This window comes from Bradyrhizobium forestalis (assembly GCF_002795245.1).
GTDB lineage: Bacteria > Pseudomonadota > Alphaproteobacteria > Rhizobiales > Xanthobacteraceae > Bradyrhizobium > Bradyrhizobium forestalis.
This window is the reverse complement of sequence record NZ_PGVG01000014.1, coordinates 42173-56085: the sequence shown is the minus strand read 5'-3', so window position 1 is coordinate 56085 and position 13913 is coordinate 42173. Positions and strand designations below refer to the sequence as shown.

10 protein-coding genes and 1 pseudogene are annotated in these 13913 nt (G+C 56.9%); 1 reads left to right on the top strand and 10 read right to left on the bottom strand.

Going from position 1 to position 13913, the window contains the following annotated elements:
- Positions 1–538: 538 nt before the first annotated feature.
- Positions 539–694, top strand: a pseudogene (locus CVM73_RS18365) (NEL-type E3 ubiquitin ligase domain-containing protein); the annotation flags it as partial.
- 419 nt (positions 695–1113) lie between these two features.
- On the opposite strand, the gene CVM73_RS40685 reads toward CVM73_RS18365, so the two are convergent.
- The 10 genes from CVM73_RS40685 to CVM73_RS18320 form a co-directional block, all read right to left on the bottom strand.
- Entirely contained in the window at positions 1114–1497 is a 384-nt protein-coding gene (locus CVM73_RS40685; protein WP_208639217.1) for a hypothetical protein, read from the bottom strand.
- Positions 1498–1711: 214 nt separating this feature from the next.
- Positions 1712–2194 (bottom strand): hypothetical protein, encoded by a 483-nt coding sequence (locus tag CVM73_RS40680; RefSeq protein WP_208639216.1) that lies wholly within the window; start codon positions 2192–2194, stop codon positions 1712–1714.
- A gap of 822 nt (positions 2195–3016) precedes the next feature.
- Positions 3017–3370 carry a hypothetical protein gene (locus CVM73_RS18355; protein ID WP_100233341.1) on the bottom strand — a complete coding sequence of 118 codons (354 nt, stop codon included), beginning with the start codon at positions 3368–3370 and terminating at the stop codon, positions 3017–3019.
- 282 nt (positions 3371–3652) lie between these two features.
- The gene (locus CVM73_RS18350; RefSeq protein WP_100233418.1) at positions 3653–4894 is read right to left on the bottom strand and encodes a cytochrome P450; all 1242 of its coding nucleotides are present in this window, start codon (positions 4892–4894) and stop codon (positions 3653–3655) included.
- A 329-nt stretch (positions 4895–5223) separates the two neighbouring features.
- Positions 5224–6105 (bottom strand): pantoate--beta-alanine ligase, encoded by an 882-nt coding sequence (locus CVM73_RS18345; RefSeq protein ID WP_100233340.1) that lies wholly within the window; start codon positions 6103–6105, stop codon positions 5224–5226.
- Between the two features lie 194 nt (positions 6106–6299).
- Positions 6300–7781, bottom strand: coding sequence for a pentapeptide repeat-containing protein (locus CVM73_RS18340; RefSeq protein WP_100233339.1), 1482 nt, complete (start codon positions 7779–7781; stop codon positions 6300–6302).
- Positions 7782–8675: 894 nt separating this feature from the next.
- Positions 8676–10400: a dipeptide ABC transporter ATP-binding protein gene (locus tag CVM73_RS18335; RefSeq protein ID WP_100233338.1), complete on the bottom strand. Its 1725-nt coding sequence runs from the start codon at positions 10398–10400 to the stop codon at positions 8676–8678.
- A complete protein-coding gene (locus tag CVM73_RS18330; RefSeq protein ID WP_100233337.1) occupies positions 10401–11264 on the bottom strand; it encodes an ABC transporter permease in 864 nt (287 codons plus the stop codon). It abuts the gene before it with no gap.
- Positions 11261–12250, bottom strand: coding sequence for an ABC transporter permease (locus CVM73_RS18325; protein WP_100233336.1), 990 nt, complete (start codon positions 12248–12250; stop codon positions 11261–11263). Before CVM73_RS18325 ends, CVM73_RS18330 begins: the two co-directional genes overlap by 4 nt.
- Positions 12222–13910 (bottom strand): ABC transporter substrate-binding protein, encoded by a 1689-nt coding sequence (locus CVM73_RS18320; protein ID WP_245452330.1) that lies wholly within the window; start codon positions 13908–13910, stop codon positions 12222–12224. Before CVM73_RS18320 ends, CVM73_RS18325 begins: the two co-directional genes overlap by 29 nt.
- Positions 13911–13913 lie beyond the last annotated feature (3 nt).

Here is a 13913-nt window from a genome sequence, read left to right as displayed (position 1 = left end):
CGCCGTCGCAAGCGCGAAGGCGCTCGCCGTCACTAACACAGACTTTTTCATTCGAGAAATCGCTTCCCTAGCTTAGCCCCAACCGTCCTCGACGGTCTATATGACGATCCTGTAAGCGGTAAAATATCTTGATCAGTCTATCTACGGAATGGATAAGCTCGGACATGACCGTATGGCTCAATCTTAACCCGCTCGGAACCTGCAAATCTGCTTCATGATCGAACGCTCGACGAGCCTCGGAGCCGTCGATGTATGTGCCGGAGCGCTCGAGAGCAGCCTCTTTTTGGATTTAACTTGTAGTGTCTGAGCGAGGCCGCAGTCGGTTGCATGGTCGCGAACATGCGCTCCCCGAACGCAGTTGCGTTACACTTTGACCCGCTTCCATCACCGCGACGGCGGAGCCGATCTCTGCGGCACGCTAGCAGCCAGCGTGGCTGCATTCGTGACAAGAGCTTGCCACCGCCGAATATGGTTGTTGGACGTAGCCTTTCCCGATCTCAAATTAGCCAGCCGAAGAGTTAAGACGGGATAGTCAACGTGGCAAGGCTTCGCCGACGAGCCCGGTGCGCAAGACTATGCTCGTTTCCTCGACCGGCTTGCCGGCACGGTGGGTTACCGCAATGAGGAATTTCGGCAGGCCATGGGCGAGGATCTGCGGCAGGCCGCGGCGAGGCCTCGACTATTTCCGCGCTTTCAATGAGTTTGCCTGTCCCTACAGCTCGGACAACATCCCGTTGAGCCGCGTTAACTTGTCGTGCACGGAACTTGCGAAGGGGTGAGCAGGCCACGTCGGCGACGCTCCTACAACAGGCCTCAATTTCTCCGGCTTGCGTCTGCAAGCGCGTAATTACGCAATCCAAGAGGTGTTCGGCGCCCTCGGGCTTCATCTGGCGCGTTTGCGAGACGCTCCTTTGCTGGGACGGCAGATCGAACTGCAGCAGCTTGTCCAATCGCTCAAGTAATCCCGCCAGTGCATCCTCCGACGGCGGCGCCTGCCACATCTGGGGGTACTCGGTTGCAGCGGAAGAGGTGCGTGCTTCCTCCGTGGTGGCGATTTTCTTTGTCCCGAGATCGGAGCGCACGATAACCCTGCGCGTCGGAGCCGTAGCCGTATCAGGCTTGCCTAGTTGCGGCTCGTATGAGCTGGCCGTTGAGCTTCCCTCGCCTCCAGCCGCTGCGCGCCTTCCTTTTTGCTTTTCCTTTTCCTTTTCTGCGACCTGAATTGCCTTGGCTCACCCCGGTAGTATTTTCCAGCAGCTCAGCCCAAGCCGGCGGTTCAATAGTGGCTGGCGTAGTTGGCTGCAATGCCAGCAGCCGCATGACCTCGTTCGCGGTCACCCACGCCCCTTCCACGATCTCGTCCAGCAACCGCAGGGGAACTTCAGCTCCCGTTCCGACCTGCCTCAGGCTGGCAACCATGCCGCTCAGCCCGGATGCAAATTCCGAAAGCCTCTCCATGACTCCTTCCAGAACTGCGCGATGCTCCGCGTCGAGCACTGCTCCATCCCGGTGCAGAACGGCGTCGCACGTGGAGACGAATGCCGTAAAAACATCCCCGATGAAGGTCCGAGCAGACGCACCCGCCCGACATCAGATCATCGCGTACGTCTGGGTCGAGCGTACTTGCTCGCAAGTCAATCAAGAGCTCCGCGAGAGCGATCCGCGCTTGCAGATACATGCACTTCGTATTGAGAGCCCAGCCAGTATGCAGTCATAGTGCGGCCTCTTCGGCCTTGCGCATCTCGGGCGTGCTGCTTGGCAAGCTGGCAGTAGCCGCACAGACAGACTGCACCCGCTCGAAGCGCAACACCTTCTTTCCCCACCACTCCATGCAGGCTGCATAGTAGTTCGCCACGCTTTTAAACGCTTCGCTCACCTGGTCGGGCGTACCGATGGGTGTGATCCCCTCGAGAACCAATGTTGCTTTCTTTCTATCCTTCTCCAGCTTGTAGACAATCTGGGTGGCCACTGAGTTACATTCATCGGCCGCGTCCAGCGTGTCATCGCGGAGCCGGCGAGCCGGATCGTCGGGCAAAATGCGACGCGCCAAAGTGACAGGCAGATCCGCGTAGTACTCCAGAACTGTTGAGCCTGCTTTGATGACCTGATCGATCAGCTCTTGCGCCTCTTCCAAGTTCTGGGCGTGCGTGGCCGCTCGGCGGCTGGTTTCAAGCTCCACAAGCAGGCTGGTCATTTTTCGCCTTGCTGCCTTGATCTCGTCCCGCGTTGGCGCCGCCCCATCCGACGTTGGGTTGCCAAGCGCCGCGGTTCTGTCTTGAGGCCCAGAGCGCATCCGCTCCATCACGGCATCGAAGGATTGATTGAGTCCTCCCGGGAAAGGCCTCGGCTCCAGGCTCGAACGGCTTACGTCCCCGGTGGTGTCGCCTCCTGCGGCCCGCCCCTCCGATGTGCCAGCTCGGCCAATCCCTGTCATGCTTCGTCTCCGATAAAAGTCGCAAATGTGCAGCCCGTCTGGATAGAGCGCGTGACTGAGGACTAGCTGACCAAAAGCGTTCTTGCGGATGCACAAGAAAGCCGATGTCGCCTGGAGTTCCATTTCAATCGGAGCTCCAATGTTTCTGAAGAGAGCGATGCCAGGGACGCCTCGGCTATATCCAGCTGAGACGAGATCGCGGCGGACGTGCGCTGGGCAGGATGCCGTCGGTACGAGTCCCGCCCGCTTTGTCGATGGTTCGATCCCGGCCAATTGGGACAAGTTATCCCGAAGCGTTTAGGCAACCTGGGGGAAGTTCGCAGCTTGCAAGCAAAATATGGTCAAACGGCAATGAGCATATATCGATTGGCAGACCTAAGATTGCCGTCTGGTCGTGCTAAGGGTAAGAGGACTTTGCCGGAGAGCGTATCGGCGGTCCTTTTACCGATGACGATGAGTGCAAGAGGCCGATCAGCAACGATATTTTTTCCGTTCGAATCGGCAGATTCGCCCTTCCGCAGCTTCGGTTCTCGCTGCATTTCGCAGAAGCCCGGCGCCCATTTAAGCTCCGTCAGATCACCTTCATAGAAATAGGGCAGCGAGCGCACCAAACGCACCGAGAACCAGCCCAATCAGCGAACCGGCGGTTGGTACGTCTCTAAAGAGCAGAACCGTGAGTATCGGCTCGATGACCAGGATGGCCCCCAGCGATATCGCGACAATGATCCAGATATTCTTCAGATGCATGTAACCCAGCGCGTATCCAAAAACGAGGAGGATGCCACCCAAGCTCACCAGGACAAACATCGGCCAAAGCATCGCCAGATCGCCACCGGCCTTTCCGAATTGCCTTGAGGCAATCAACTCGGCGACTATCGAAAGAGCTTCTCCAAGGAAAATCGCTGCCACAGCTACAATTCTCAACATCAAGGTCATTGGCCTCTATGGTTTCGGCTATTCGAGGTGGCCCGGAGACCTGCATCGGAGTAGCCGTTGAGGTTCAATTTTCGGCATGCCAAGCGTTTGCGACTCGAGACGCGCGCCTCACTTGTCGCTTCTCGCAGGTCCTTCTAAGCGTCTGCCGGGCCGGTAGTTAGCTTCCGATATACAGCATTGTTTCTCGTCGATCACCCCGTCTGGCATTGCTTGCAGAAACCAAAGAGGTTCAGGACAAGCCCGCCCGCCGCCTGCCCTCTGCGTGAGCAGAGCAATTTGAGCCTAGGCTGCAATCCGCACGGGGAGAGCGGAATAGCCGTGCACGAAGTTAGAGGCAATCCGCTCGGGTTCGCCGACGACCTCGAACCACAATCCCGCAGACAAAATCTCTTCCCAGAGAACTCTCAACTGCAGCTCCGCAAGATGTCGACCAAGACAGCGATGGATGCCGAATCCAAACGAGAGATGTTGCCTCACATTTTTGCGATCGATCACGAAACTGTTGGCGTTCTCAATGATCTCTTCGTCCCTGTTACCGGAGATGTACCACATGACGACCTTGTCGCCTTTCCTGATCTGTTTTCCACCTACGATGCTGTCGATCGCGGCGGTACGGCGCATATGTGCGATTGGCGTCTGGTACCGAATAATCTCGGACACGGCGCTTGAGATAAGCTCGGGATTGTCAATTAGTTTTCGCAGTTCGGAGGGGTACTGATTCATGAACAGCAGGCCGCCGGTAATTGAGTTGCGCGTGGTGTCATTGCCCCCAACGATCAGCAGAATCAGATTTCCGAGAAACTCACTCGGCTCCATCTGGCGGGTGGCAGGCGAATGCGCCATCAAGGAAATCAGGTCGAGGCGCGGCTCGGCTTTGATGCGCTCGTTCCAAAGCCTGGTGAAATAGTCCAGGCACTCGGACAAGATGGTGCTTCGCTTGTCCCAGCTGTCGATTGCATGGCCTGCTTTCGGAGCTGTAACAGCGACGTTTGACCAATAGGTCAGCAGTCGCCGATCCTCAAATGGGAAGTCGAACAGCGTGGCGAGCATTTGCGTCGTCAACTCTATGGACACCATGTCCACCCAGTTGAAGGCCTCATTGCGCGGCAAGCCCGCGAGAATCGCCCTGACCCGAGATCGGATCAAGCTTTCGAGCTTCGTCAAGCTTTCCGGTCCGACGATCGGGCTCACGGTATTGCGCTGCTCGGCGTGCTTTGGAGGCCCCATCTTGATGAAACTCGGGGTCCAGTGCTCGCCAGGCACGTCGACAATAGTGACACCTTGCTCTGACGAGAACGCTTTGTGGTTTGTGTCTACGGCTACGATATCCCGGTATTTCGTTACGGACCAATATGGACCATGAGCGCTGTCTTGACAGTAGTGAACGGGATCTTCCTTTCGCAACCGCTCGAAGCAGGTCCATATGCTGTCGTCTTGAAAGCGCTTGCCCTCGCTTACATCCAGCTTGCTCAACGGGATAACACACGAAGCCTCAGCCCCATAATCTTCCGATCGCCTTGTCATGATCATCTCTGCAGATTCCGCTCTCGAGAGTTTGCGGTGTGGCGCGATTCATCGCTTCGAGCTACCGCAGCGCTTAGCTGCGACGGGCCGCTCGACCAGGCTACCTCACAGTGCAGCTAGCCTCGCCCTACCACGTCGGGCAGTAAGGATCGTATTGACTTTCCAAGTCGATCTACTCAATGGATCAGTGAGCGCTCTCAGCGCTGGTTAGAGATCGCTATGCGCTGGAGGCAACATCAAGCCTAGTACACCTTCATAAGGCGACCCTCGCCTTGGGATACGGCCGGAGCGGATAGCTTTCTCAAGGTCATGGATGAATAATCGTCTGGCTAGGACTGTTCAGGCAGATCGATCCAGATATCCGAAGGACCCTTCATGAGGGTATCCTGATCTGGAACGTAGATATTATCGAAGATCCTGAGACCATGAGCCGTTGCCGCTCCAAAGATTATGAAAGGGATCTTGACTTGCTCCAGGTCTTCGAAGTTGTCGGCGCCGACGATTCGAACAAAATCGAGCTTAAAGTGTCGGAACTTGATCTGAGATGTAGCCGACGCGACCAGATCCTTGACGCTAGATACCCCGTGGGCGATCTCTTTCCTCGAATGGTTGAGTGCTGTGAAGAGACACGACAGCTCATCAAGCTCGGAACGGCCAAATCGCCTCAAACGCGACGAAATAGGCACTCCGTTCTTGTATCTCACGGTCGGCACAAACCTTATCTCGCAATCCAGAAGGAGGTCTGCGACGGCGCGCTTCACCAGGATCGCCTGACCGATATCTTTTAAGCCGAAGTAGCTGCGAGTTGGCCTTGCATAGCAGATCCAGCGGACTGCCCCGGTAACGGCTTCCTTCAAATACGCATCACGCCCCCCTAAACGCAAATGACAGTCGCCTTGCGATATAAAGGTTCGATAGCCAGGCGGGAACATTTCGGCGTCGTTGGAGGAAATCACGGCAGTTGCTCCCGAACGCAATGCAAGTCCAATATCCTCGTCCAAATTGAAATCGTAGCTCCCACCTGGTCTAAGCTGGATCTTGTTCGGGTAGACTGTGACGATCGCGACGTCATTCTCCGATGCCGCCCTTCTGATCAGTTCTGCATGCCCAAGATGCAGGGCGCCGAGAGTATGTACCGTCCCGATTGTCTGCCCTGTTCTCGCCACCTCCCGGATGAACGCTTTACCTGCGGAAAGACATGCCAGATGCATTTTCCTACTCCAGTCTCTTTGAACGCCCAAAGAGCGATCTGATTGGTCCGATCGCGCAGAAAGTCTGCCCTGCCTCTCCTATCCGCCGGCAATGCCAATACCCCCATAGCGCTTTAGCGCTCGCTCACAGCCCGGACGACCGCCCAAAGCTGTCCTAAGCTCACCGACACTGCATTCCGCAGTCTCCAAAGCCGTCAGGTGGACCCTTCTCGACCCCGTCTGATCAACGATGAGAATTCAGTTAGGTAGCTTGATGGCTCGCGTGGCTGATCCCCCTTCAAAGCGGCCTGTAGGCCCGGACATCGGTCTGCAAAGAACGGTGGCTCGAATGTGGTTATCTTAGCGCCCGAAAAGTCGACCTTTACCAAGCTGGCCTGGAACGGCGACATCCCACTCAGGTTCGCCTCGCGCAAGGACGATTGGTTCATGCGAACGTACGCGGCCCGCGTTGCCTCCAGATTGGTTCTCGTCATTCCTGCGGCCAGATATGCCTGAACGAGATTCGATCCTTCGAGATTTGCCTCATCCAGTGCCATTGATTGCGGGGGATCACCGGTGATCATCGACCTATAGAGATAAGCATTGGATAGGTCTGCGCGTTCGAGATCGCAGTCGCGCACAAAGGCACAGCGGCCACGAAAGCTCGATAATTTGGCGGCTCGCATTGTGCTCTCTGTTATCGAAATGCATTCGCCTGATGCCAGAGACAGGTCCGCTCCGTCGAGCTGGCAGGAATGAATGGATGCACCGTTGAGCACGGCACCGACGAGGTTTGCGTTGGACAAGCTTACGGACACAAGCCGCGCCTGGCTCAAGTCTGCCTGCTCAAGCTCTGCATTTGGAAGATTTGACAGGTGAATATCAGCAAATGGTGCGCTCATGGCTCTCGCTGCAATGCGGCCGCTTACCTTTGAGAGTCTCAGATACGGAAGATGAGCGCCTTCCAGGACAAGACCATCGACCGAGGTGGGACGCACGATCGATAAACAGTCCCCCTTTGACTGGACGAACGAGCAAGACGTCAGATGCGCTTTCGTGATCGTGAGTTGGCTCAGCTTGGCAAAGCGGAAGGAAGCGGATGGAAGGAAACATTCATTGATGGTCGAGCCCTGTAGCTCCGCGCCATCAAATACAGCATCACTCGCGTCGCATTGATAAGCGAGAAGCCCGCTGAGCATGGCGTTGTCAAAGCGTGTCCTTTTCATGCTGCAACCGTGAAATAGACTGCCGGTTGCATCAACTACATTGCGCAGACTGGCATCATCGAAGTCGCAGACCTGCGCAGCGAGCGCGTGCATATATGCAAAATCGAGCTTGGCCCCGCGGAAACTTGCTCTCTCTAGCCCCGGACAGATAAGATTCGCCCCAGAAAGGTCTGCTCGGTCCAATTTGGCTCCGTAGAGCTGCGCACGATTGAGGGTACAGCGTCGCAACGGGAATTCTGACAGGTCGAGACCATTAAAGTCCTCGGAGGATAGCTGCAAGCCAATCCCAGTCCTTCTGATCGCCTCTTCGGTTCGCCACCCGACGGCGGCCACCGCGCGCAGCCGATCGGCAGCTCGGCTCCAGTACCGAACAAAGTCGCCATCTGATGAAAGGTTGTTTTTCGGATCTGACCAGTGCTCTGCCCCTTCATTCGCGGTGCACGCGCTATCAGCGCCGATCGTTTGCGACATGACCACGATTCCGTATTGCCCGGATTACGGGGGGCCTGTTATTGACCTCTTTTTGCTGCGCCTTGGAGGTACGCTATGCGACCTGTGGCGAACTCGTCGGCGAAATGGCGACACGATGCGTCGATGAGGTGCCTATTGTGTCGGTGACCTCCGCAGCCGGCACGCTTGAGCACGTCAGCCGAATTCTAGTCATGCGCTCCCACTGCGGCTCGCTGAGACTGTTCACCGAGCCCGGCGACGCTGACCACGCAACGGTCGTTTGACAGTGTCGATATGTCCAGAAGTTGCGGTTTGGCTCGTCGGTTCTTATAGTCAAATCCAAATCGCTCTCCATCAAACCGAATGCGAAAACTTCAAGGTCTTGCTCCTTTTTCAGAATGGACCCACGGCTTCCGGGCGGATAAGTGATCGTTCACAGGGCTGAAGTCAGCCCTACTCGGCGTTACCTCATTTCCGATAGCAATGACCGTGCCAGCCGCATCAGTCGCAATTAAGGGCTGAATAGGCGTCATGAAATCGATAGTGATGCCGACTGTCTTGAACCTGACAAACACGCTCTCGTTGTCAGGGACCGCACCATGATCGACAACGCTATCGTGAAAGCGAAGATTGCGAGCTCGTCTGCACGAGCACAAGAGCCGCCCGTCCTAGCGGGCATGCAATCGATAACTTGCAATCCGACAATTGCGGATCGCCGACCTCACGGTTAGCGAGCGTTCGAACTCGGCTAACTCTGCTCCGCGCGCCGACCAGTCCATCTAGCGGGAACCCGTGCCACAGACTGACGGTCGCGCGATGAACGAGCGCTAATCGTGACCAACTCGGTGCGCAAAGGCGAATGCCCCGCGATTGGAGATAGACAATTTTATCATAAAGGATCGAATTCGAAGGCGTTCATGCGATGCCTTCTTCGAGGATCGTAGCTGAATGACCTATCCGCTGGTCCCGCACAAGACGCGGCATGGCGGCGATAAGGCTCTTGGTATATTCAGACTGTGGATTACGAAATATCTCGTCAGTGGCGCCACTATCGACAATTCTCCCCCGACGCATAACTATGACGCGATCGCTGATATGACGAACAACACTGAGATCATGCGAGATGAAAAGATAACTTACGCCGAGGTGGTCTCTCAGATAGCCGAGCAGGTCCAAGACCTGGGCCTGAATCGAGACGTCGAGGGCCGAAACCGGCTCATCGCAGACGATTACGGCAGGATTCGGTGCGATCGCGCGTGCGATCGCAACGCGCTGGCGCTGACCGCCCGAGAGCTCGAGCGGTCGTCGGTCCAGCAAGGCCTTGGATAGCCCGACCAGATCGAGCAGCTCGATAACACGCTCCTGCCGCTTGCGCCGTGTCTCAACGTCGCTCGAAAGGCTGTCGGATATGATGCGTCCGACCGTCCAACGTGGATCAAACGAGCCAAGAGGATCCTGGTAAATGATCGATAGCGACCGCCGCCGAGCCCGCCGTTCGCGCTCGGCGAGCGTGGTCCAAGGCCGGCCTGCAAACTGAACGGCTCCCTCGTCAGGCTCGTCGAGCGCCAGGAGCATGCGCGCCATCGTTGACTTTCCGGATCCGGACTCACCCACGATGCCCAAAGTCTCGCCGGATCGCAGTTCGAAGGAGACGCCGTCCACAGCCGCCCGTAAAGTGCCATCCGGGCCCTTGAAGCGCTTCACCAGACTTGTCGCTTCGAGCAGGATGGGACCAGATTTCGGCGGCGATTGCACGGCTAGCTGCGTTTGCCGGGCAGGCGAACGCACAATAGTCGATGGTGAGAGGCGAGAGCCGCGCGGCCGGCCTGATGGCACCGCGTCCAGCAGCTGCTTAGTATAAGGGTGCACGGGATCTTTGAATATCTGGACGGCGTTACCGCGTTCGACGACCTCGCCTCCTCGCATGACGAGGATCTCATCCGCCACGTGGGAGACCACTGCCAGATCGTGACTGATCAGGATCAGAGCCTTGCCCCTCGTTTTGGTCTCCTCGAGCAGTGCCAGCACATGAGCTTGCGCCGTCACGTCGAGCGCGGTCGTCGGTTCGTCTGCGATCAGGATGCGCGGATCGAGTGCAAGTGCCGAAGCGATGAGAGCCCGTTGACGCTGGCCGCCGGATAATTGATGCGGCCGCTGCTCGGCCTTGGTCTCGGGCTCAGGGACACCGACGAGCTTAAGGAGAGCAATGACGCGCTGCGCGAGCTCCTCGCGTGATGATACCGCACCGTGGAGGATCAAGCCTTCACCAACCTCTTTGCCGATCCGGCGAAGCGGGTCAAGCGAGACAAGTGCATCCTGTAATACAAAGCCAATCTCGGTGCCGCGGATGCGCCGCCAGGCACGATCGCTAAGGCCGATTAGGTCCGTCCCGCCGAATCTTAGCTGGCGTGCATGAACATTGGCGTAGCGACCAGCAAGGCCTATGAGAGACCGCGCAGTCACGCTCTTGCCCGAGCCGGATTCACCGACAATCGCAAGACACTGTCCCGGTCGGACGGAGAAGGATATGCTGCGCACGACCGTGTTCTCGGCGATGCCGCGCCCGAAGGAAACACGCAGCGAATCGACCGTGAGGAGGTCTGGCTGCTGCGGGACAGGCTGGGGGCGACCCTGCGACATTCACCTTTTTCCTTCCAAACGGTCCTGTAGATGGCGCCCGATGATGGTGAGGCTGAGGGCAAACGCCGTAACTGCTAAACCGGGTATGATCTCCAGCCACCAGGCATAGATTATATAATTGCGCCCGGCATTGAGCAGCGCGCCCCATTCAGGCGCCGGGGGAGCGACGCCGAGTCCTAGAAATGCAAGACCGGAGGCCCATATAATCGCCTGACCTACGCCGATCGTCATCATTGCCGTCAGCGGGTTCATGGCGTTGGGAAGAATATGCCTCCAGACAATACGGGGAAATGGATGGCCCAGCACGTTAGCGGCCTCCACATAGCCTGCCCCTTTGATGGAAAGCATCTGGCCCCTGATCATGCGCGCATAGCCTGGCGCTGTTCCGATTCCGACAGCTACGACTTCGGTCAATACCGACGGCCCAAAAACTGTCACGAACACAAGGGCGAGCAAGAGCGTGGGAATTGCGAAGAGCACGTCAATAATTCTGCTGAGAATGCTGTCTAATAAACCGCCAGAAAGTGCAGCGGCGCCGCCGATGGTTATTGCAACGGACATGCTCAGCGCCGTCGCGCCAAGTCCGATAGCCAAGGATTGGCCTGCGCCCTCGACCACGCGAGAGTAAAGATCTCGACCCAATTGATCAGTTCCAAACCAGTGAGCGATCGACGGAGACTGCAATGCCGATGTCAGATCAATAGCAAGCGGATCGTGCGTCTGCAGCACCTTTGGCGCCATGGCTGCGAGGACAAAGACGCCAACGATGATAAGACAGACCGCAATTCGAAAGGGGACATGGCGCAGGATCGCGAGGACTTCTCTGAGCAGCCGAGATATGGCGACTTCGGCGAACATGCTCATGTCAACTTGATCCTCGGATCGACCACCCGGTAAGTCAGATCGACAATCAAACTGACAAGAACGAACAGGCCCGCAGAGATCAAAACAGCTCCCGAGACAATCGGAACGTCTCGCGAGGACGTTGCAGCAACAAGGACTCCACCTAGGCCTTGACGGGCGAAAACCACCTCGATCAAAATCGCACCCGAAAGCAGTTTGCCGAGCGCCCAACCTGATAAAGTTATGCCAGGCAGTGCTGCATGGCGGAGAACATGGCGAAGCCTGACGCCGAAATCACTCATACCCCGCGCCCTTGCGGACGTAACGAACGGCTGCTCGAGCACGCGCGTGAATTCGTTCTGAACGACTTGTCCGAAAAAGCCCGACAGTTCAAGAGCCAACGCAAGCGTCGGCAGAACGAGCCCAATCGGCGAATTTCCCCCGATCACCGGAAAAATGCCTAGCTTTACCGCAAAGAGCACAAGCAGAATTGTGGCCAGCCAGTAAGGCGGCACCGTTGCCAAAAAGACTTGTGCGTCATTGAGCAGCTTCGACCATATGTTGTCTCTGCCAGCGATGAACAAGGTTGTCAGAATTGCGATAAGCCATGCGATCAGCAGCGCAGCGATGGCCAGAACAATCGTGGGGCCAATCTGTTCCGCAATAATCGCTGCGACAGGCCGATGTTGCTGGTACGACTCGCCAAGATCTCCATGAAGAATCTGCAACATGTATTTGCCGTATTGAACCGCGAGCGGTTGATCAAAACCATATTTCGCATTGATCGCTGCAAGCTCCGCCGACGACGCCGGCCCGACGTTGCCACTCGTTACATTGATGATGATCTGGGCGCGGTCGCCAGGGAGCACACATTGAATCAAGAATGCAAAGGTTGCGGCAGCCCACACCACGACCACGCCGGAGAATATCCGGCGCGCGAACCAAACGATGGGATGATGGACTACTATCCTCACGGCGTCACTTCCCATCATCGAAATGAGCGTCATAGAAAACGGGTTCGCCAACCGAGCCGCGGTCCAGCCAAACGTCTTTGAGGTTCGGCTTGGTCGCCAACGTTACGTCCAGCACCGTGAGGCCAATCACAGGAGCCTCATCCACGATTTTCCGTTCCGCCTGCTGATAGAGGGCGGTACGTTGCACCCCATTGAGTTCCTGCTCCGCCTTTTGAATGACGTCCCAAAGCGTCAGATCTTGATAGCGTGAGGGATTGAAGCGATTGGTCTCGCCGTTCTGATCGGGCTTCCACGAGATCCGGAATATCTCAGCGCCGGGGGCAACCCAATAGAGGAGAACGACCTCATAATCATCGGGTCCGAGGTTTTTTCCGGCGAAGAAATCAGCCGGATTGGTGGGTTGAAGACGTACGTCAAAACCGGCCTCCCTTGCCTGCTGCTGGATAACTTGCAAGGCTTGCTCGCCGTCCGGCTTCAGAAAAGCGTTCGAATAGGAAATGCGCACGATGAGCGGATTGCCGTTCTTGACACGAACGCCGTTACGATTACGCTCAGTCCAACCCGCCTGATCCAGCAGCTGATTGGCCTTCCGAACATCGTATCCATAGGAATGGCCGAGCTCAGGCAGGTATTCCGGCGAGCTCTGACTTAGCGCCCCGTTACCCTCAAACGGCAAAGAGCCAAGGAAGGATGTGTCGACCGCGGCCCTTCGGTCAGTAGAATAGGCAAAGGCCTTGCGGACGAGCACGTCGTCAAATGGGGGTCGGGCCGTATACAAGGCCAAGCGCAGGGGGGTGCCGCCGGTAAGGTGCCGCAATACTGGAAAGCGGGAGTTGGCGTCCTTCCATGCGACAGCTGGGATGTCGTATATGGCATCGGTCTCGCCCGTGATCAGCGAGCCGTATCGGACAGTCTGATCTGGCAGAAACTTCCAGGTGATCCCGTCAACGTAAGCCGGCCCTTGATGTTTTGCGGTGGCCGGGGCCGAATTGTAGTCGGGATTGCGGCGGAAGGTGACCTCCCGTCCATGGCGCCATTTGTCGACAATGAATGGACCTGAGCCGACTGGGTTCTCGCAGTTCACCGCAAGTCCGCGTTTGAGCGCGGATGGTGAGAGAATGCCCTGTGAGGATTGAGCAAACACGTTCAGCAAGGGTTGAAATGGTACCTTCAAGGTTACCTGTAACCGCAGAGGAGCGATTGCACTTGCCGATTCGAAGCTATCGCTAAGATACGGAGCAGCAGTCGGATTACGCAGATCAGGGTCGTTGCTGAGCCACCCGTTGATATTGTCCGCGATGGCCTGCGCATCCAGAGAAGTGCCATCCGTGAACTTCACATTCGGCTTTATCTCGAATGTGTATATCTTCTTGTCATCGGAAATTGTCCATGACTCGGCCAGCCATGGCACAATCTTGCCATCCTCGCTGCGGGCGACCAGATTATCGCTGTACTGGCGTTGCAGATACCATTGCTGCACCCATCCTCCGAAGAGGCACGCCGGCTCTTGAAAATGCCCGTAACGAATAACGCCCCCTCGCTTTACGCTCCCGGCTACCCCTTCTTGAGCATGAATGCTTGACGGCAGTTGCGAAAGGCCCACGAGCACGAGAAGGGTCGCCTTCGCGGTTCTTGCTGGATAGTTCGACTTTCCAGTGAAGCGCCTCGTTGGCCGGGCATTCGATGAACGCATATC

What these genes read in the sequence shown, in the direction of transcription:
- CVM73_RS40680 (WP_208639216.1), bottom strand. Translation starts at nt 2,194, where the DNA reads ATGACCAGCCTGCTTGTGGAGCTTGAAACCAGCCGCCGAGCGGCCACG.
- CVM73_RS18355 (WP_100233341.1), bottom strand. Translation starts at nt 3,370, where the DNA reads ATGACCTTGATGTTGAGAATTGTAGCTGTGGCAGCGATTTTCCTTGGA.
- CVM73_RS18350 (WP_100233418.1), bottom strand. Translation starts at nt 4,894, where the DNA reads ATGACAAGGCGATCGGAAGATTATGGGGCTGAGGCTTCGTGTGTTATC.
- CVM73_RS18345 (WP_100233340.1), bottom strand. Translation starts at nt 6,105, where the DNA reads ATGCATCTGGCATGTCTTTCCGCAGGTAAAGCGTTCATCCGGGAGGTG.
- CVM73_RS18340 (WP_100233339.1), bottom strand. Translation starts at nt 7,781, where the DNA reads ATGTCGCAAACGATCGGCGCTGATAGCGCGTGCACCGCGAATGAAGGG.
- CVM73_RS18335 (WP_100233338.1), bottom strand. Translation starts at nt 10,400, where the DNA reads ATGTCGCAGGGTCGCCCCCAGCCTGTCCCGCAGCAGCCAGACCTCCTC.
- CVM73_RS18330 (WP_100233337.1), bottom strand. Translation starts at nt 11,264, where the DNA reads ATGAGCATGTTCGCCGAAGTCGCCATATCTCGGCTGCTCAGAGAAGTC.
- CVM73_RS18325 (WP_100233336.1), bottom strand. Translation starts at nt 12,250, where the DNA reads ATGACGCTCATTTCGATGATGGGAAGTGACGCCGTGAGGATAGTAGTC.
- CVM73_RS18320 (WP_245452330.1), bottom strand. Translation starts at nt 13,910, where the DNA reads ATGCGTTCATCGAATGCCCGGCCAACGAGGCGCTTCACTGGAAAGTCG.